General features: G+C 68.4%; 17 protein-coding genes and 1 riboswitch. Of the genes, 5 read left to right on the top strand and 12 right to left on the bottom strand.

Features of this window, described 5'->3' with window-relative positions:
• Positions 1-31: 31 nt before the first annotated feature.
• From A6A29_RS31125 to ctaE, 6 genes are all read right to left on the bottom strand, one after another.
• On the bottom strand, positions 32-1,408 hold the full coding sequence (locus A6A29_RS31125) for an aminotransferase class V-fold PLP-dependent enzyme (RefSeq protein WP_073725191.1): 1,377 nt from the start codon (positions 1,406-1,408) through the stop codon (positions 32-34).
• A 174-nt stretch (positions 1,409-1,582) separates the two neighbouring features.
• Positions 1,583-1,700: riboswitch (SAM riboswitch) on the bottom strand.
• A gap of 117 nt (positions 1,701-1,817) precedes the next feature.
• On the bottom strand, positions 1,818-2,882 hold the full coding sequence (gene trpD, locus A6A29_RS31120) for an anthranilate phosphoribosyltransferase (protein ID WP_073725189.1): 1,065 nt from the start codon (positions 2,880-2,882) through the stop codon (positions 1,818-1,820).
• A 122-nt stretch (positions 2,883-3,004) separates the two neighbouring features.
• Entirely contained in the window at positions 3,005-4,630 is a 1,626-nt protein-coding gene (gene qcrB / locus A6A29_RS31115) for a cytochrome bc1 complex cytochrome b subunit (RefSeq protein ID WP_073725187.1), read from the bottom strand.
• Complete coding sequence (gene qcrA, locus A6A29_RS31110; protein ID WP_073725185.1) at positions 4,627-5,679, bottom strand: cytochrome bc1 complex Rieske iron-sulfur subunit; 1,053 nt, start codon at positions 5,677-5,679, stop codon at positions 4,627-4,629. The genes qcrB and qcrA overlap by 4 nt, the downstream gene beginning before the upstream one ends.
• Positions 5,676-6,485 (bottom strand): cytochrome bc1 complex diheme cytochrome c subunit, encoded by an 810-nt coding sequence (gene qcrC / locus A6A29_RS31105; protein WP_073725183.1) that lies wholly within the window; start codon positions 6,483-6,485, stop codon positions 5,676-5,678. Before qcrC ends, qcrA begins: the two co-directional genes overlap by 4 nt.
• A gap of 55 nt (positions 6,486-6,540) precedes the next feature.
• Positions 6,541-7,161 carry an aa3-type cytochrome oxidase subunit III gene (gene ctaE, locus A6A29_RS31100; protein ID WP_073725181.1) on the bottom strand — a complete coding sequence of 207 codons (621 nt, stop codon included), beginning with the start codon at positions 7,159-7,161 and terminating at the stop codon, positions 6,541-6,543.
• Positions 7,162-7,348: 187 nt separating this feature from the next.
• On the opposite strand from ctaE, the gene A6A29_RS31095 reads away from it, so the two are divergent.
• Entirely contained in the window at positions 7,349-7,750 is a 402-nt protein-coding gene (locus tag A6A29_RS31095; RefSeq protein WP_073725179.1) for a hypothetical protein, read from the top strand.
• Between the two features lie 57 nt (positions 7,751-7,807).
• On the opposite strand, the gene A6A29_RS31090 is transcribed toward A6A29_RS31095, so the two are convergent.
• From A6A29_RS31090 to ctaC, 4 genes are all read right to left on the bottom strand, one after another.
• Entirely contained in the window at positions 7,808-9,061 is a 1,254-nt protein-coding gene (locus A6A29_RS31090) for a L,D-transpeptidase (RefSeq protein WP_073725487.1), read from the bottom strand.
• A gap of 130 nt (positions 9,062-9,191) precedes the next feature.
• Entirely contained in the window at positions 9,192-9,590 is a 399-nt protein-coding gene (locus A6A29_RS31085) for a cytochrome c oxidase subunit 4 (protein WP_073725177.1), read from the bottom strand.
• A complete protein-coding gene (gene ctaD / locus A6A29_RS31080) occupies positions 9,587-11,323 on the bottom strand; it encodes an aa3-type cytochrome oxidase subunit I (RefSeq protein ID WP_073725175.1) in 1,737 nt (578 codons plus the stop codon). The genes A6A29_RS31085 and ctaD overlap by 4 nt, the downstream gene beginning before the upstream one ends.
• Positions 11,320-12,288, bottom strand: a complete 969-nt coding sequence (gene ctaC / locus A6A29_RS31075) for an aa3-type cytochrome oxidase subunit II (RefSeq protein WP_073725173.1) — start codon at positions 12,286-12,288, stop codon at positions 11,320-11,322. Before ctaC ends, ctaD begins: the two co-directional genes overlap by 4 nt.
• 271 nt (positions 12,289-12,559) lie before the next feature.
• Between ctaC and A6A29_RS31070 the strand changes: the two genes are divergently transcribed.
• Complete coding sequence (locus tag A6A29_RS31070) at positions 12,560-13,957, top strand: cysteine desulfurase/sulfurtransferase TusA family protein (RefSeq protein WP_073725171.1); 1,398 nt, start codon at positions 12,560-12,562, stop codon at positions 13,955-13,957.
• Here the strand turns inward: A6A29_RS31070 and A6A29_RS31065 are convergent, their stop codons facing one another.
• On the bottom strand, positions 13,958-14,932 hold the full coding sequence (locus A6A29_RS31065) for a carbohydrate kinase family protein (protein WP_073725169.1): 975 nt from the start codon (positions 14,930-14,932) through the stop codon (positions 13,958-13,960).
• Between the two features lie 159 nt (positions 14,933-15,091).
• Between A6A29_RS31065 and A6A29_RS31060 the strand changes: the two genes are divergently transcribed.
• Positions 15,092-15,289 (top strand): hypothetical protein, encoded by a 198-nt coding sequence (locus A6A29_RS31060; protein ID WP_073725167.1) that lies wholly within the window; start codon positions 15,092-15,094, stop codon positions 15,287-15,289.
• A 195-nt stretch (positions 15,290-15,484) separates the two neighbouring features.
• Positions 15,485-16,951: a hypothetical protein gene (locus A6A29_RS31055; protein ID WP_073725165.1), complete on the top strand. Its 1,467-nt coding sequence runs from the start codon at positions 15,485-15,487 to the stop codon at positions 16,949-16,951.
• Positions 16,952-17,059: 108 nt separating this feature from the next.
• Here A6A29_RS31055 and A6A29_RS31050 read toward each other — a convergent pair whose 3' ends face one another.
• On the bottom strand, positions 17,060-17,416 hold the full coding sequence (locus tag A6A29_RS31050; protein WP_073725163.1) for a HesB/IscA family protein: 357 nt from the start codon (positions 17,414-17,416) through the stop codon (positions 17,060-17,062).
• A gap of 222 nt (positions 17,417-17,638) precedes the next feature.
• Here A6A29_RS31050 and nadA point away from each other — a divergent pair, with 222 nt between their 5' ends.
• Positions 17,639-18,826, top strand: a complete 1,188-nt coding sequence (nadA, locus tag A6A29_RS31045) for a quinolinate synthase NadA (protein WP_073725161.1) — start codon at positions 17,639-17,641, stop codon at positions 18,824-18,826.
• Positions 18,827-18,862: the final 36 nt, after the last annotated feature.

Raw genomic sequence — 18,862 nt, 5'->3', positions numbered from 1 at the left:
GCCCGTACCCGGCCGAAGCCGTATCCGGCCCTCAGACCTGCGCCGCGCCCCGGTCCGGGACGCAGCGGCCGCCCTCGGTGCGGTACTTCCACTGGGCGCCCTCGCGGACCAGCTCCTTGACCGCCCGTACGAAACGCTCGACATGCTCGTCCGGCGTACCGGCGCCGAAGCTGACCCGGATCGCGTTGAGCGAGCGCTCGCCCGGCTCCGCCTCCGGCGCACCGCACTCCCCCGGGTCCTGCGGGTCGCTGCCCAGCAGGGTGCGGATCAGCGGGTGCGCGCAGAAGAGGCCGTCGCGGACCCCGATGCCGTACTCCGCGGAGAGCGCGGCGGCGAAGTGCGAGCTGTTCCAGCCCTCCACCACGAAGGAGATCACGCCGACCCGCGGGGCGTCGTCGCCGAACAGCGAGAGCACCCTGACCTCGGGGACCTCGGCGAGACCCGCGCGGACCTCGGCGACGAGCCGCTGCTCACGGGCGACCAGGTTGTCGAAGCCCGCCTCGGTCAGCGCCTTGCAGGCGGAGGCGATGGAGTAGACGCCGATGACGTTGGGCGAACCGGCCTCGTGGCGGGCGGCGGTGGTGTGCCAGTCCACGTCCACACCGCCGTCGGTGCGCCGGGCGACCTTGCGGGAGGCGCCACCGCCGGCCAGGTACGGCTCCGCGGCCCGGAGCCAGTCCGCGCGGCCCGCGAGGACGCCCGAGCCGAACGGCGCGTAGAGCTTGTGCCCGGAGAAGGCGACCCAGTCGACGTCCAGCTCGGCGATGTCGACGGGGTGGTGCGGGGCGAGCTGGGCGGCGTCCAGGACGATCCGGGCGCCGTGCGCGTGGGCGGCGGCGGCCAGTTCCTTCACCGGCCACAGTTCACCGGTGACGTTGGAGGCGCCGGTGACACAGACCAGGGCCGGGCCGTAGGGGTCGCGGTCGGCGAGCGCCCGCTCCAGGGTCTCGACGGCCTGGGCCGGGGTGCGCGGCGCGTTGAGGTAGGTGACCCGGGCGTCGCGCCAGGGCAGCAGGGAGGCGTGGTGCTCGGTCTCGTACACGAACACCTGGCAGTCGGCGGGGAGTACGGCCGCCAGCAGGTTGAGCGAGTCCGTGGTCGAGCGGGTGAAGATCACCTGGTCCTCGGCACGGCAGCCGAGGAACTCCGCGACGACCGTGCGGCTGTTCTCGAACAGGTCGGTGGAGAGCTGCGAAAGGTACCCGGCGCCCCGGTGGACACTGCCGTAGTACGGGGCGTACGCCGCGACGTCGTCCCACACCCGCTGGAGCGCCGGGGCGCTCGCCGCGTAGTCGAGGGCGGCATAGGTGACTTCTCCGCCCGTAACCAGCGGAACAGTGACGTTCTTACCCAGAACCGGCAGCGGTGCACAAATGGACTGGTCGGCGGCAGCGGTGGAGACAGACATGGCGAACTCCCGTAACAAGGCAGGCGAATTCCTCGCGCCGGCGGATACGCGGCAGCGCGGGAAAAAGAAGGAAGGGTGCGCGGAAGAGGGCCGGAGGCCCTAACGCATTCGCTTGCTCACAAGAGGCTCCCTAGGGACCAGGACCCCGGGGGTTGGCATTCAACAATGCCGAGGGGCCCGCGCTTGCCGCAGACCTCGCTGCCTACGGCCTGGTCTTCACCCGGGGCACCCCGCCACGGACGGAGGGTTGCCGGACAGCGGGCCGGGGCCGTAGTCGCTGTCACTCATGACCTGCGCAGCATCTTGCCATACGTACCGGCATGCGCAAGGGCGCAGTCCGTCATTCGGACTGCGCCCTTGCGCACAGCGCATACCCTCGGGGCGCACATCCCGCGCCGAGGGCCGGCCCTCAGGCGTTGCTGGCCGCGACCCAGCGCTCCAGCGCCCGCTTGGCCGCACCCGAGTCGATGGAAGCGGCGGCCTCGGTGATCTTCGCCGCGATCTGCTCGTTCAGCGTGCCCGCGCCCGGGTCCAGCGCGACCAGCGCGGCGGCCGTGTTGAGCAGCACGGCCTCGCGCACGGGCCCCCGCTCGCCGTCCAGCAGCCGACGGGCGACATCGGCGTTGTACGAGGCGTCGGCGCCGCGCAACGCCTCGACGGGCACCAGCTCCAGGCCGACGTGACGCGGGTCGAACGCCTCCTCGCGCACCTGGCCGTCACGGACCACCCAGACCCGGGAGGTGGCGGTGGTGGTCAGCTCGTCGAGACCGTCGTCGCCGCGGAAGACCAGCGCGGAATTGCCCCGGTCGGCGAGCACGCCCGCGACGATGGGCGCCATGCGGGCGTCGGCGACCCCGACGGCCTGGGCGCGCACCCGGGCCGGGTTGGTGAGCGGACCCAGGATGTTGAAGGTGGTCTGCGCGCCCAGTTCCTTGCGGGCCTTGGCCGCGTACCGCAGGGCGGGGTGGAACTTCACGGCGAAGCAGAAGGTGATGCCCGCCTCCTCCGCCACCTCGACGACCCGCTGCGGGGTGAGGTCGAGGTTGACGCCCAGCTTCTCCAGTACGTCGGAGGAGCCGCTCGCCGACGAGGCGGCGCGGTTGCCGTGCTTGACGACCTTGGCGCCGGTCCCCGCGATGACGATCGCGGACATCGTGGAGATGTTGACCGTCTTGGCGAGGTCGCCGCCGGTGCCGACGATGTCGACCGTGCGGCCCGGTACGTGAATGGTCCTGGCGTGCTCGTACATCGCCCGGACGAGCCCGGTGACCTCGTCCACGGTCTCGCCCTTGGCCCGCAGCGCGACCGCGAAGCCGGCGATCTGCGCGTCGGTCGCCTCGCCGCTCATGATGCGGTCCATGGCCCACGCGGTGTCGTCCGAGGTGAGGTCCTCACCACGCAGCAGGGGGTTCAGCACGCCGGGCCAGGAACGGTCCGCCACGCTGCCGCCGCCGCTCGGGGTCGCCACGTTCATGGTCCGCTCCTGGGGTCCACAGCCGGTAAGGGAATGGCTCCACCCTATCCAGCGCCGGAGACCGCGAAGAGCCCCGTCCATCGAATGGACGGGGCTCCTGCTGTGGCGATCAGTTCAGGCGATCAGTGGTGACCGTGGCCGCTGGTGATCTCCTTGTACTCCTCGGCGGTGGGCTTGGCGATCTGGCTTTCCTCGCCGTAGAAGCCCTTGCTGAGCTTGACGCGCAGCTTCTCGACGACGGAGACCTTGCGCTTGACACCGTTCTCGTCGACCAGCGGGCCGATCTCGGCCGGCTGGTACTGCTCGTGCGCGGTGAGCGTGTGCAGCTGGCCCGGGCTGAGCGGCTCGTGGATCTCGACGAACTCACCGTGCGGCAGGCGCTTGATGATGCCGGACTCGCGCCCGTGCAGCACCTTCTCCCGGTCCCGGCGCTGGAGGCCGAGGCAGATCCGCTTGGTGATGATGAACGCGATGACCGGTCCGGCGAAGAAGAAGATCCGGACGAACCACGAGATGGCGTTCAGCGACAGGTGGAAGTGCGTGGCCCACAGGTCGTTTCCACCGCCGACCAGACCGATGAAGTACGCCGTGATCCAGGCGACACCGAAGCCCGTACGGGTCGGGGCGTTGCGCGGGCGGTCCAGGATGTGGTGCTCGCGCTTGTCGCCGGTGACCCAGGACTCGATGAACGGCCAGACCGCGATCGCGGTGAGGACGACACCGAAGAGCACCAGCGGGATGAACACGCCCAGGACCAGCGTGTGACCCCAGAGGTTGATCTCCCAGCCAGGCATCACTCGGACCAGACCCTCGGCGAAGCCCATGTACCAGTCGGGCTGGGCGCCGGTGGAGACCTGATCGATCCGGTACGGGCCGATGGCCCAGATCGGGTTGATCGAGGCGATGCCCGCGATGAGGGCGATGATGCCGAAGACCAGGAAGAAGAACCCTCCGGCCTTCGCCATGTACACCGGCAGCAGGGGCATGCCGACGACGTTCTTGTTGGTCCGGCCGGGACCCGCGAACTGCGTGTGCTTGTGGTAGAAGACCAGGATCAGGTGGCCTACCAGCAGACCGAGCATGATGCCCGGCAGCAGCAGGATGTGGACCGAGTAGAACCGGGCGACGAAGTCGCCGCCGGGGAACTCTCCGCCGAACAGGAACATCGAGATGTACGTGCCCACGATCGGCACGGACAGGATCGCGCCCTGGGTGAAGCGGACACCCGTACCGGAGAGCAGGTCGTCCGGGAGGGAGTAGCCGGTGAAGCCGGTGAACATGCCCAGCACGAACAGCAGGAAGCCGAACAGCCAGTTGATCTCACGCGGCTTGCGGAACGCACCCGTGAAGAACACGCGCATCATGTGCACGAACATGGCGGCGAGGAAGATCAGCGCGGCCCAGTGGTGGATCTGCCGCATGAGCAGACCACCGCGGACGTCGAAGCTGATGTCCAGTGTCGAGGCGTACGCCTCGGACATCCGGATGCCCTGCATCGGCTCGTACGAGCCGTGGTACACGACCTCGTTCATGCTCGGGTGGAAGAACAGCGTCAGATACACACCCGTGAGGATGATGATGATGAAGCTGTAGAGCGCGACCTCGCCCAGCATGAAGGACCAGTGGTCCGGGAAGATCTTGCGCATGTTGGCCTTGGCCAGGCCGTAGATGCCCAGCCGGCCGTCCGCCCAGTCGGCCACCCGCTCGCCGGCGGGCGCCTTGCGCCGTGTGTCTGTCGAAGTACTCATCCGCGCTCCCAGAAGGCAGCACCGACGGGCTCATCGAAGTCGCCGAGCGCCTCGAGGTTGCCCTCACTGTTCACACCGATCCGCAGCTGCGGAAGGGGGTGACCGGCCGGACCGAAGATGACGCGAGCGCCGTCGGAGAGGTCGAAAGTGGACTGGTGGCACGGGCAGAGCACGTGGTGCGTCTGCTGCTCGTACAGGCTGATCGGGCAGCCGACGTGGGTACAGATCTTCGAGAAGGCCACGATGCCCTCGTGGGCCCAGTCGCGCTCACGCTTGTCCTTGATGTCGTCCGGCTCGATGCGGATGATCATCAGGGCCGCCTTGCCCATCTGTGTCTGGAAGTCGTGCGCGTCCTCCTTCAGGCCCTCGGGCATGGCGAAGGTCAGCGAACCGACGACGATGTCCTCGGGACGCAGCGGCTCCATCGTGTTCATGTTGATGAGCTGCTTGCCCTTGGCCCACAGGGTGTGGCGGAGCTTCTTCTCCGGCAGCGGACCGAGGTCGCGCAGCAGCACCACGCCGGAGAGCGGCACCAGGGCCAGCGCGCCGAACATGGTGTTACGGATCAGCTTGCGCCGCCCGAAGGCGGACTCCTCGGCACCGGCCTTGAAGTCGGCGAGCACCTTCGCCTTGACCTCGGGGGTCGCCTCGATGGCGTGCCGCTCGTCGGCGACCTCCACGTCGGACATCAGGGTGCGCGCCCAGTGGACGGCGCCCGCGCCGATGAAGAAGAGCGCCACGCCCAGGGTCACACCCAGGGAGAAGTTCAGCGCGCTCACATGGCCGAAGGGCCAGATGTAGACGATCCGGTCCACCGGGAAGATGACGTAGGAGGCGATGAACGCCACCGTCGCCAGCATCGACAGCGTGAACATGAACGCGACGGCTCGCTCGGAGCGCTTCGCGGCACGTTCGTCGATGTCCTGGATGCGCGGCTTGTGGGCCGGCAGCCCCGGGTCGGCGAACGGGTCGTCCGTACCCTCTACCGCGCCGTGCGCGGTCTCCTGCTCTGCGGGCAGGGTCTCTTCTGGAATCTCTTGGCTACTCATGACTTCTTGGCCTTAGCGGTGTGGGCCGCGACCCAAACGGCAACTGCGATCAGTGCGCCCAGCCCGAAGATCCACGCGAACAGACCTTCGCTGACCGGTCCGAGGCCACCGAGGGAAAGCCCTCCGGGGTTCTCGGCCTTGTCACCGTTCACGGTCTTGATGTACGCGATGATGTTCTTCTTCTCCTGCTCCGGCATCGTCGTGTCGGGGTAGGAGGGCATGCTCTGCGGGCCGGTCTGCATGGCCTCGTAGATGTGCTTCGGGCTCACGCCGTCAAGGGTCGGGGCGTACTTGCCGTGTGTCAGCGCGCCGCCCTGACCGGTGAAGTTGTGGCACTGGGCACAGTTGGTACGGAACAGGTCGCCGCCCTTGGCGACGTCTGCGCCGGCCGGATTGACCTGGTTCTCGGTCGGCGTGATCGGACCGGCGCCGAGCGACGCTACGTACGCCGCCAGCTGGTCGATCTCGGCCTGGGTGTAGATGACCTTCTTCTTCGGTACCTGGGCGCCCGGCTGCTGTGCCGGCATACGGCCCGTACCGACCTGGAAGTCAACGGCGGCGGAGCCCACGCCGACAAGCTGCGGCCCGTCGGTGGTGCCCTGACCGCCGGCTCCGTGGCAGCTGGCGCAGCCGACGGAGTAGAGCTTCTTGCCCTCCTCGATGGCGAGGGACTGGGCGGTTTCGTCGGCCTGCGCCTTGCCCGCAGGCGCAAACGCGGCGTACAGCCCCCCGGTAGCCGCCAGCGCGAGGAGTAGTACGACGATCGCCGCCAGTGGATGGCGTCGTCGTGCGGAGAGCTTTTTCACGGATTACCCCGGTGTCAGGATCTTCTGCGTCGATGGTGGGTGGGTGCGAGCCCGGTTACTTGATCATGTAGATCGTGGCGAAGAGGCCGATCCACACGACATCGACGAAGTGCCAGTAGTAGGACACGACGATGGCGGCGGTTGCCTGTTCGTGGGTGAACCTCTTGGCCGCGTATGTTCTGCCGAGAACCAGCAGGAAGGCGATGAGACCGCCTGTCACATGCAGACCGTGGAAGCCGGTGGTCAGGTAGAACACCGAGCCGTACGGGTCGGACGACAGGGAGAGCCCCGCGTCCTTGACCAGCTCGGTGTACTCCAGGACCTGGCCGCCGATGAAGATCGCACCCATCACGAAGGTGATGATGAACCAGGTGCGGAGCTTCTTCACATCGCCCCGCTCCGCGGCGAAAACGCCGAGCTGGCAGGTGAGAGAGGAAAGCACCAGGACCGTGGTGTTCGTCGCGGAGAACGGGAAGTTCAGATGATGAGCCATCTCCTTCCAGTGATCCGGTCCCATCACCGATCGCAGGGTGAAGTACATCGCGAAGAGGGCCGCGAAGAACATCAGCTCGGAACTCAACCAGATGATGGTTCCGACGCTGGTGAGGTTCGGTCGATTGACCGACGGGTGCGCGTGCCCGGTTTCTACTGTCGTTGCTGTCGCCACGACCGACATTATGTCGGTCGCTTATCCCGCCCTCACTCCGGGGGGTGCCGTTCGGTGTGTCAGCAGCGTGTGTCCTCCTCGAACGGCCCAGCGAATCGGTGTCATTACCGGTGCTGACAGGCTGTCCGTCGGAGTACGATCCGCGCATCGGTTCATGCCCCGAGAGCCCCGAAGACACAGATGTCACGGAGGAACAATGCAGCCGACCGCCACGGTCCTGGTCTACAGCGACGACGCCAACATCCGCGAGCAGGTGAGGCTGGCAGCCGGTCGCAGGCCTGCGGCGGACGTGCCACCGGTGGAGTTCCTGGAGTGCGCCACCCTGCCCGCCGTCCTGGCCGCACTGGACCACGGTGGCATCGACGTCTGCGTGCTGGACGGCGAGACGGCCCCCGCGGGCGGCATGGGCGTCTGCCGGCAGATCAAGGACGAGATCTTCCGGTGCCCGCCGGCGCTGGTGCTGATCGGCCGCCCTCAGGACGCCTGGCTGGCCACCTGGAGCCGCGCGGACGCCGCGGTGACCCTTCCGGTCGATCCGGTCGATTTCGCGGACGCACTGGCCGCCCTGCTGCGCAGCAGGCTCTCCGTGGGGGCCTGAGGGCCCCCACAGGGCCTGTGACGGTCCTGCCGAGGGGCGGCGCACTCCCTGGCCGGGTCAGACCTGGGGGCGCAGGCGCGCGGCCTGGACGGTGTTTCCGCTGTCCGGCGTGCCGTTCTGCAGGGCGCTGCCCTTCTGCCATTTCTCCCAGGACAGGTTCCAGTCGCCGAACCCGTTGTCGAACGGCGTCATCGTCTCGCCCTCACTGCCGACGACCTTGACGATGTCGCCCTCGCGCACGGTGTCGAAGAACCACTCGGCGTCGCCGGTACTCATGCCCGTGCAGCCGTGGCTGACGTTCGCGCTGCCCTGCGAGCCGGTCGACCAGGGGGCCGCGTGGACGTACTCGCCGCTCCAGGTGACCCGCGTCGCGTAGTAGACCGGCAGGTCGTACGAGTCCGAGGAACCGGCCGAGATGCCGATGCTCTCCCCGCGCATGCGTACGTAGTACTCCTTGCCGAGCACCACCTTGACGCCGTTGCGGGTGGAGAAGCCGGGCTTGCCGGTGGTGACCGGAATGGTGTTGATCACTTCTCCGTTGCGCAGCACCGTCATCGAGTGGTCCGAGGCGTCGGTGACGGCCTCGATACGATCCCCGGTGGTGAGCTTCAGCGGCTTGGCGGCGGCCCCGTAGAGGGCGTTGGTCACCTTGATGCCCGTGAGGTTGCTGCGTACCTCGATGGTGGCTTTGGCGGGCCAGTAGTCCTGCGGACGGTAGTGCAGGGTCTTGTCGTCCACCCAGTACCAGGAGCCGGTCACCGCGGGCGTGGAGCGGACCTTCAGGGCGCGCTCCACGGTGGCCCTGGAGGCCTTGTCGGTGACCGGAGCGCTCAGTTCCGCCGTGATGGGCTGTCCGACGCCGTAGGTGCCCGCCTGAGGGCCGAAGGAGACCTTCAGCAGCTTCTTGGGCGAGGTGGTCTCGAAGGTGAGCGTACGGCTCCCCGGAGCGCCGTCGTCGTCCTCGGTGGAAACCCTGACGGTGTAGCCGGTGCCGGCCGCGAGCGGGGCGGTGGAGTGCCACCGCTTGCCGTCGGCGGCGAGCTCGCCCGCGAGATGGCGGCCGCCGGTGTCCACCGCCGACACGTCCGTGATGCGGACGTCGTCGTCCTTGACGGTGACTTCGAGGGGCTTGTCGGGGTCGGTCTTCCCGCCTTCGGAGGGACCGTTGAAGCTGACCTGGTCCCCGGCGTCGTACGGCTTCGCGGAGAGCGGATGGCCATCGGGTTCGCCACAGGCAGCCGCACCTGCGACGAAGGTCACGACCAGCAGAGTGCAGCTCACTACGGTGCGGATGCGCGGCGTGTGGTTCATGAACCCCACGCTAAGAAGATTCATTCGTTCCAGCGCGTTCAATGACTGCAAACGAGCGAAGGGCCCGGACTGCTCGCGCTGAGCGGTCCGGGCCCTTCGTGGGTGCTGCGGTGTCACGGGTGGTGCGGTGTCACTGGGTGCGGTTCTCACCGCGGTAGTACTCGAAGACCCAGCCGAAGAGGCCGATCAGCAGCATCGGGGCCGAGAAGTACAGCAGCCACCAGCCGAAGATGACGCCCATGAAGGCGAAGGCTCCGCCGACTGCCAGGGAGAGCGGCTGCCAGCTGTGCGGGGAGAAGAACCCCACCTCGCCGGCCTCGTCCGCGACATCGGCTTCCTTGTTGTCCTGGGCCATCTGGTCGACCCGGTTGGCCGTGAAGGCCAGATAGAAGCCGATCATGATGCTCAGGCCGAAGGCCAGGACGAGCGCGGTGGTGCCGACCGGCTCCTTCGACCACACGCCGTACGTGACGGCCATGGCGAGGATGAAGACGCTCAGCCAGATGAACATCTTGCCTTGGACCTTCACTTGCCTGCCTCCTTGCCACCGGCGAGGGCCTTGTCGGCCTCGGAGTGGTGCTCCAGTTGTTCGAGCGCCGCGATCTCCGGGTGGTGCAGGTCGAACGCCGGGGATTCCGAACGGATCCGAGGCAGCGTGAGGAAGTTGTGCCGCGGGGGCGGGCAGGACGTGGCCCACTCCAGCGAACGGCCGTAACCCCACGGGTCGTCGACCTCGACCTTCTTGCCGTACTTGGCCGTCTTCCAGACGTTGTAGAAGAACGGCAGCATCGACAGGCCGAGCAGGAACGAGGAGATCGTCGAGATCGTGTTCAGCGCGGTGAAGCCGTCAGCGGCGAGATAGTCCGCGTATCGACGCGGCATTCCCTCGGCACCGAGCCAGTGCTGCACCAGGAACGTGCCGTGGAAGCCCACGAACAGCGTCCAGAACGTGATCTTGCCGAGCCGCTCGTCCAGCATCTTGCCCGTGAACTTCGGCCACCAGAAGTGGAATCCGGAGAACATCGCGAAGACCACGGTGCCGAAGATGACGTAGTGGAAGTGCGCGACGACGAAGTACGAGTCGGAGACGTGGAAGTCCATCGGGGGCGAGGCCAGGATGACGCCGGTCAGACCACCGAAGGTGAAGGTGATCAGGAAGCCGACGGCCCAGAGCATCGGTGTCTCGAAGGACAACGACCCCTTCCACATCGTGCCGATCCAGTTGAAGAACTTCACACCGGTCGGTACCGCGATCAGGAAGGTCATGAAGGAGAAGAACGGCAGCAGCACGCCGCCGGTGACGTACATGTGGTGGGCCCACACGGTCACCGAGAGACCCGCGATGGCGATCGTCGCGGAGATCAGGCCGATGTAACCGAACATCGGCTTGCGACTGAACACCGGGATCACTTCGGAAATGATTCCGAAGAATGGCAGGGCGATGATGTACACCTCTGGATGGCCGAAGAACCAGAAGAGGTGTTGCCAGAGCAATGCGCCGCCATTGGCCGCGTCGAAGATATGCGCACCGAATTTACGGTCCGCCTCCAGCGCGAAGAGCGCGGCGGCGAGGACCGGGAAGGCCAGCAGGACCAGAACACCGGTCAGCAGGACGTTCCAGACGAAGATCGGCATGCGGAACATCGTCATGCCGGGTGCGCGCATGCAGATGATCGTGGTGATGAAGTTGACCGAACCGAGGATCGTGCCGAATCCGGAGAACGCCAGACCCATGATCCACATATCGGCGCCGATGCCCGGCGAGCGGACCGCGTCCGACAGCGGGGAGTAGGCGAACCAGCCGAAGTCGGCGGCACCCTGCGGGGTGAGGAAGCCGGCCACCGCGATGATCGAGCCGAAGAGGTACAGCCAGTACGCGAACATGTTCAGCCGCGGGAACGCCACATCGGGCGCACCGATCTGGAGCGGCATGATCCAGTTCGCGAATCCGGCGAACAGCGGCGTCGCGAACATCAGCAGCATGATCGTGCCGTGCATCGTGAACGCCTGGTTGAACTGCTCGTTCGACATGATCTGCGTGCCGGGACGGGCCAGCTCGGCGCGCATGAAGAGCGCCATCAGTCCGCCGATGCAGAAGAACACGAACGACGTGACCAGGTAGAGCGTGCCGATCGTCTTGTGGTCAGTGGTGGTCAGCCACTTGATGACGACGTTTCCCGGCTGCTTGCGCCGTACCGGCAGCTCGTCCTCATACGAGTCGTCTGCTGCCGCGGCACCCTGAGGTTCGTTGAGGATGCTCACAGTTTGTTCGTCTCCGCATTCCTGGCCGGGTCCGTCTGCTCGATGCCTGCCGGCACGTAGCCCGTCTGACCCTTCTCCGCCAGCTCCTTGAGGTGCTGCTGGTAACGCTCCGGGGAGACGACCTTGACGTTGAAGAGCATCCGGGAGTGGTCGGCGCCGCAGAGCTCGGCGCACTTGCCCATGAAGGTGCCCTCCCGGTTGGGAGTGACCTCGAACGCGTTGGTGTGGCCCGGGATGACGTCCTGCTTCATGAGGAACGGCACCACCCAGAAGGAGTGGATGACGTCACGCGAAGTGAGGACGAAGCGGACCTTCTCACCCTTCGGCAGCCACAGGGTCGGACCCGGGTTGCCGTTCTGCGGGTTACGGGTGCCGGGGATGCCCACGTCGTAGACGCCGCCGGCGTCCTGGGGGAAGTCCTTGCGGTACCGGTCGGGGATGGCGTCGAGCTCCTTGGGGAACTCACTGCTGGCGGAGGGCTGGCCTTCCACCTTCTCGATGTAGTTGAAGCCCCAGCTCCACTGGTAGCCGACCACATTGATCGTGTGGGCCGGCTTGTCGGAGAGCTCCAGGAGCTTCGATTCATCACGCGCGGTGAAGTAGAAGAGCACCGAGACGATGATGAGGGGAACCACTGTGTACAACGCCTCAATGGGCATGTTGTACCTGGTCTGCGGAGGTACCTCCACCTTGGTCCGGCTACGCCGGTGGAAGATGACGCTCCAGATGATCAGCCCCCAGACAAGGACACCCGTGATGAGCGCTGCCGCCCACGAGCCTTGCCAGAGGGAGAGGATCCGAGGGGCCTCTTCCGTTACCGGGGTGGGCATACCAAGGCGGGGGAAATCCTCCCAGTTGTATGAACAACCGGAGGCCGTCGCCAGGACCAGGCCCGCAGTCAGCACCTGCGGCAGCTTCCGCCGCATCGGGCGCCGCGACGAGCGGTCGGAGCCGTTGGGACTCACGTAGCGCCTTCCCGAGAGTCTCGCCCGCACGGTCGGCGCGCCCGTCTCGCTGGTCGGTCGCCGGCCCTGACGCGGGCAGGGGTTTGGATGTTTATGCGGACCAAACCCTACTGGACGCTATTTGGGGTCGCGCGGGGAGGGTGCCCAACGCGCCGCCCGACTCCCCGAAGGGGTGGAATCCGGGCCTCCGGGCGCCATCTGACGCCCCCTCTCCCGGTCTCGGCGGGCAGCCGCCACCGAGGTGGAGCCGGGTGCGGGCTAGCGTGGCGGCGTGCCCTACTTCGACGCCGCCTCCGCCGCCCCCCTGCACCCCGTCGCCCGCCAGGCGCTGCTTGCCTCGCTGGACGAGGGCTGGGCCGATCCCGCCAGGCTCTACCGGGAGGGGCGGCGCGCCCGGCTGCTGCTGGACGCGGCCCGCGAGGCCGCGGCGGAGTCCGTCGGCTGCCGTCCGGACGAGCTGGTGTTCACCTCTTCGGGGACGACGGCGGTGCACTCGGGAATTGCCGGGGCCCTTTCCGGGCGTCGGCGTGTCGGGCGCCATCTGGTCCACTCCGCGGTCGAACATTCGTCGGTACTCCATTCGGCCGCCGCCCACGAGGCGGGCGGGGGCTCGTTCACCGAGGTGCCGGTCGACCGGTCGGGGGCGGTGAGCCCGGCGGCGTACGCCGGGGCCCTGCGGGCGGACACCGCGCTGGCCTGCCTGCAGTCGGCCAACCACGAGGTGGGCACCGAGCAGCCGGTGGCCGAGGTGGCCGGAATCTGCGCCGCCGCCGGGGTGCCGCTGCTGGTGGACGCGGCGCAGTCGCTGGGGTGGGGTCCGGTGCCCGGCGGCTGGTCGCTGCTGACCGCGAGCGCCCACAAGTGGGGCGGTCCCGCGGGGGTCGGGCTGCTGGCGGTACGCAAAGGGGTCCGCTTCTCCCCCCAGGGACCGGCCGGGGAACGGGAGTCGGGACGGGCGGCCGGGTTCGAGAACATCCCGGCGATCGTGGCCGCCGCGGCCTCGCTGCGGGCGGTACGCGCCGAGGCGGCGGCCGAATCGGTACGGCTGCGCGCCCTGGTCGACCTGATCCGGACGACGGTGGCCGAGCGGGTGCCCGATGTGGAGGTGGTGGGCGATCCGGAGGGACGGCTGCCGCATCTGGTCACCTTCTCCTGTCTCTATGTCGATGGAGAGACGCTGCTGCACGAACTGGACCGGGCCGAATTCTCCGTATCGTCCGGTTCGTCCTGCACCAGCAGCACACTGACGCCGAGCCATGTGCTCAAGGCGATGGGGGTGCTGTCGGAGGGAAACGTCCGGTTGTCGCTCCCGGCGGGCACCACCCGGGCCGATGTCGACCGCTTCCTGGAGGTACTGCCGGGAGTGGTGGCCGGGGTGCGCGAGAAGCTGGGCGCCCCGGCGTCCGCGCCTCCCTCCCCCACAGCCCTCTCCCCCTCTCCCGCCGCGTCACTCGTCGTCGACGCGCTGGGCAGGCGCTGCCCGATTCCGGTGATCGAGCTCGCAAAAGTGATCGAAGAGGTACCCGTGGGCGGCACGGTGAGGGTCCTGTCCGACGACGAGGCGGCGCGCCTGGACATCCCGGCGTGGTGCGAGATGCGCGGGCAGGAGTACGTGGGTGAGGAGCCGGCGGAGCAGGGCTCGGCCTATGTGGTCCGCCGGCTCCGGTGACTACACCAGGTGGAGGCGCACCTCGGCGGCGGCCTCGTCGCCGTACGCCTTGGTGAAGCGGTCCATGAAGTCGGTGCGGCGCAGGGTGTACTCCTGGGTGCCGACCGTCTCGATGACCAGGGTGGCGAGCATGCAGCCGACCTGGGCGGCGCGCTCCAGACCGACACCCCAGGCCAGGCCGGAGAGGAATCCGGCCCGGAAGGCGTCGCCGACGCCGGTCGGGTCGGCCTTGGTCTCCTCGTCCGGGCAGCCGACCTCGATCGTCGTCTCGCCGACGCGCTCGATGCGCACGCCCCGGGCGCCGAGCGTGGTGACCCGGTGGCCGACCTTGGACAGGATCTCCGCGTCGTTCCAGCCGGTCTTCGACTCGATGAGCCCCTTCTCGTACTCATTGGAGAAGAGGTACGTGGCGCCGTCCAGCAGGATGCGGATGTCGTCGCCGTCCATGCGGGCGATCTGCTGCGAGAAGTCCGCGGCGAACGGAATGTTCCGGGAGCGGCACTCCTCGGTGTGCCGGAGCATCGCCTCCGGGTCGTCGGCGCCGATCGAGACCAGGTCGAGGCCGCCGATCCGGTCGGCGACGCTCTTCAGTTCGATCAGCCGGGCCTCGCTCATCGCGCCCGTGTAGAAGGAGCCGATCTGATTGTGGTCGGCGTCCGTCGTGCAGACGAAGCGGGCGGTGTGCAGTACCTCGGAGATCCGTACCGAACCGGTTTCGACACCGTGCCGGTCGAGCCAGGCGCGGTACTCGTCGAAGTCGGCACCTGCCGCGCCGACCAGGATCGGGCGGGTGCCGAGCAACCCCATGCCGAAGCAGATGTTGGCGGCGACACCGCCCCGGCGCACATCGAGGTTGTCGACCAGGAAGGAGAGGGAGACCGTATGCAGCTGATCCGCGACCAGCTGGTCGGCGAAACGGCCGGGGAAGGTCATGAGGTGATCGGTGGCAATGGAGCCGGTGACTGCAATACGCACGGGGAGGATTCTCCTCGACAGGCGAAGGGAACGCGGGAGCGCGCCCTCCGGGACGGCGTGACAGTTCACGCTACCGGGTCACCGCACCCGGCCCGAAAGGGGAAAACTACCCGATAGTAGGGCTTTCTACCTGAGTACGACCGTGCGTACGGTGCGGATATGTCGAAGCACACCGCACCTCGTGAGTCCGAAATGAGCCTGGCCGAGCTGCGCGGGGACTGCGCGCGTATGGCGCCGCACTGGGTGGTACCTGCGAAGACTGCCACGGCACCGGTGACACCGTCCCTGATTCACGGGGTCTCGGTGCCTCCCGCGTCCGCCCGGCTGATCGACGCGATGTCCGAATACGGCGACTGAGTCAGGCTGCCGGTTGCGGCAGCGGCTCTTTCCGGCCTTTTCCCGCCGGTTCGGGCCGTGCCGTGCGCGACGAGCGCGGTTTCCCCGCACCCGCCGGTGGAACCGCGCGCTCCTCCGCTCCGTCCCACCGTTGTCTCCCGTCCGGGAGGCTCACGGTAGGTCACGTGACGGCGATGCAGTCGAAGGAGCGATCCGGTGAGCACCGAGCGACCCGACAACGACGTGACCGGCCCCCGGCGGCGGCGGCGTCCGCCGCTCGCGGTGGCCTCGGTGGCGGCAGCGGTGCTGCTGGCCGGGGGCGGCGGCGCGTACTGGGCCTCGACCGCTTCGGGCGGCGACGGCGGTACGGACAGCGGCTCCGCGGCCCGCGGCGACAGCGCCGCCCCCCTGCTGACCCTGGACGAGACCGGGGCCGGCCCCGCCGAGTCCGGGAACACCCCTACGGCACCGCCCGAGGGCATCGCGCCGGGCGAACCGGACCCCAGCGGTGCGGGCATCACCTACCGCGCCTCCGGCGAGCTGCCGGACGGCCCGGACTCCGCGGCCGTCCACCGGGCGACGGGTACGGTCACGGCGGCCGAGGTGACCCGGCTGGCGAAGGCGCTCGGTGTGCCGGGCACCCCGCGCACCGAGGGCACCGCCTGGAAGGTGGGCGCCGGCAAGGACGGCTCCGGCCCGGTCCTGAGCGTCACCAAGCAGGCTCCGGGCAGCTGGACGTTCGCCCGGTACGGCTCCGGCGGCACGGTTCCCTGCGAGTCCGCCACGGTGTGCGCGAACGGGACCGCGGTGCCGGGCCGGACGGACCCGGTGAGCGACAAGGCGGCCAAGGCGGCCGCCGTCCCCGTACTCAAGGCGGTCGGCCAGGGCGACGCGGCGCTCGACGCGGGCCAGCTGATGGGCCCCGTACGGGTGGTGAACGCCGACCCGGTGGTGGACGGGCTGCCCACGTACGGCTGGCAGACCGGGATCCAGGTGGGCCCCGGGGGCGATGTGATCGGCGGGAGCGGACACCTCAAGGCCCTGAAGAAGGGCGACACCTACCCGGCGATCGGCGCGGACGCGGCGCTGAAGCGGCTGAACGCGTCGAACCGGCGGACCAGCAGGCCGGACGTCGGCGGCTGCGCCACTCCCGTACCGCTGGAGGGCGAGCAGCAGCCCTCACGGCCGAAGTCCTCGCAGCCGCAGTGCGTGCCGTCGAACGGCAAGGAGGCACCGGTCACGATGACGGTCGGCAAGGCGGTGTTCGGGCTGGCCCTGAACTACGTGGACGGACGCCAGATCCTCGTACCGTCCTGGCTCTTCTCGGTGCGGTCGGCGCCGGGCGGCCCGCAGAGCACCGTCACCCAGGTGGCCGTGGCCCCCGCCTTCCTCGCGAAGTCGGACCCGCCGCAGGAGGCGGGCGACCGGAAGGTCAGCTCGTACAGCGCGGACGGCCGGACGCTGGAGGTGACGTTCTGGGGCGGCGCGTGCAGCACGTACACGGCGAGCGCCGAGGAGAGCGCGGGCCAGGTGCGGGTGTCGGTGGCCGAGACCAAGCAGGACGGCGGCAAGGCCTGCATCATGATCGCCAAGGAACTGAAGCGGACGGTGACGCTGGACGCGCCGCTGGGCGACCGGAAGGTGATCGACGCGGCGTCCGGCAGCGGGGTGCCGCGCGGCTGAACGCGCCTCGGAACACACGGCCGGGGCGGTGACGGCCGACGACTGACGGCGGCGGCCCCCGAGGATCATTCCTCGGGGGCCGCCGCCGTCAGTCGTTGCTCGGGACGCCTAGTTGAAGGAGTCACCGCAGGCGCAGGAACCCGTGGCGTTCGGGTTGTCGATCGTGAAGCCCTGCTTCTCGATGGTGTCGACGAAGTCGATGGAGGCGCCGCCCAGGTACGGGGCGCTCATCCGGTCGGTGACGACCTTGACGCCGTCGAAGTCCTTCACGACGTCGCCGTCGAGCGAACGCTCGTCGAAGAAGAGCTGGTAGCGCAGGCCCGAGCAACCGCCGGGCTGAACGGCGACACGCAGCGCGAGGTCCTCACGGCCCTCCTGCTCCAGCAGGCCCTTGACCTTGGCTGCGGCGGCGTCCGAAAGGAGGATGCCGTCGTTCACGGTGGTGGTCTCGTCCGATACGGACATCTGCTTCTCTCCCGGGTTGTACGGACTGCTTGCCGACGTTTCAACCGTCGGGGCCGCGGATTCATTCCGGGCCAGGCGCGTGTCTGTTCCTTTTCATGCTCGCACACCGCACCCGTGGCGGGATGCGTCACATCGACGCTATCGGCATCGTCAAAGTGACACGAAGCGGTTATGATAGATAACGTCAAATAGACGAAAAGGCGAGTCCGCAGAGAAGAAAGGGTGCGTGACGTGACCACGGCCCAGCCCCTGGATGTACAGCCGACACCCCTCGCGCTGCTGCTGCTCGGCCGCGAGGCCGACCCGAAGAGCGAGCGCGGCGTCGAGTGTCCCGGCGACCTCCCCTCCCCGTCCGACCCGGACCTGGTGGAGCGTGCGCGTGCCGCGAAGGAGAAGCTCGGGGACAAGGTCTTCGTCCTCGGCCACCACTACCAGCGCGACGAGGTCATCCAGTTCGCGGACGTCACCGGCGACTCGTTCAAGCTCGCCCGGGACGCGGCCGCGCGGCCGGAGGCCGAGTACATCGTCTTCTGCGGCGTGCACTTCATGGCCGAGTCCGCGGACATCCTGACGACCGACGACCAGAAGGTCGTCCTGCCCGACCTGGCGGCGGGCTGCTCGATGGCCGACATGGCCACCGCCGAACAGGTCGCCGAGTGCTGGGACGTCCTGACCGACGCGGGTGTCGCCGAACAGGTGGTGCCCGTCTCGTACATGAACTCCTCCGCCGACATCAAGGCGTTCACCGGCAGGCACGGCGGCACGATCTGCACCTCCTCCAATGCCAGGACGGCCCTGGAGTGGGCCTTCGAGCAGGGCGAGAAGGTGCTCTTCCTCCCCGACCAGCACCTCGGCCGGAACACCGCCGTACGGGACATGGGGATGACCCTGGAGGACTGCGTCCTCTACAACCCGCACAAGCCGGGCGGCGGCCTGACCACCGAGGAGCTGCGGAACGCCAGGATGATCCTGTGGCGCGGGCACTGCTCGGTGCACGGACGCTTCTCGGTCGATTCCGTCAACGACGTGCGCGCCCGCATACCCGGCGTCAACGTACTGGTGCACCCGGAGTGCAAGCACGAGGTCGTGACGGCCGCGGACTACGTCGGCTCGACCGAGTACATCATCAAGGCCCTGGAAGCGGCCCCGGCCGGCTCGAAGTGGGCGATCGGCACGGAACTGAACCTGGTCCGCCGCCTCGCCGAGCGCTTCGCGCCCGAGGACAAGGAGATCGTCTTCCTCGACAAGACGGTCTGCTTCTGCTCGACGATGAACCGGATCGACCTCCCGCACCTCGTCTGGACGCTGGAGTCGCTGGCCGAGGGCAACCTGGTCAACCGGATCGCGGTCGACCCGGAGACGGAGAAGTACGCGAAGCTCGCGCTGGAGCGGATGCTGGCGCTGGCGTAGCCGCAGCAGCCGCGGTCGCGCCCGCGCGGCCACGGC

Source organism: Streptomyces sp. TSRI0281 (assembly GCF_001905125.1).
Classification (GTDB): Bacteria; Actinomycetota; Actinomycetes; order Streptomycetales; family Streptomycetaceae; genus Streptomyces.
This window is presented reverse-complemented; position numbering and strand designations above follow the sequence as displayed.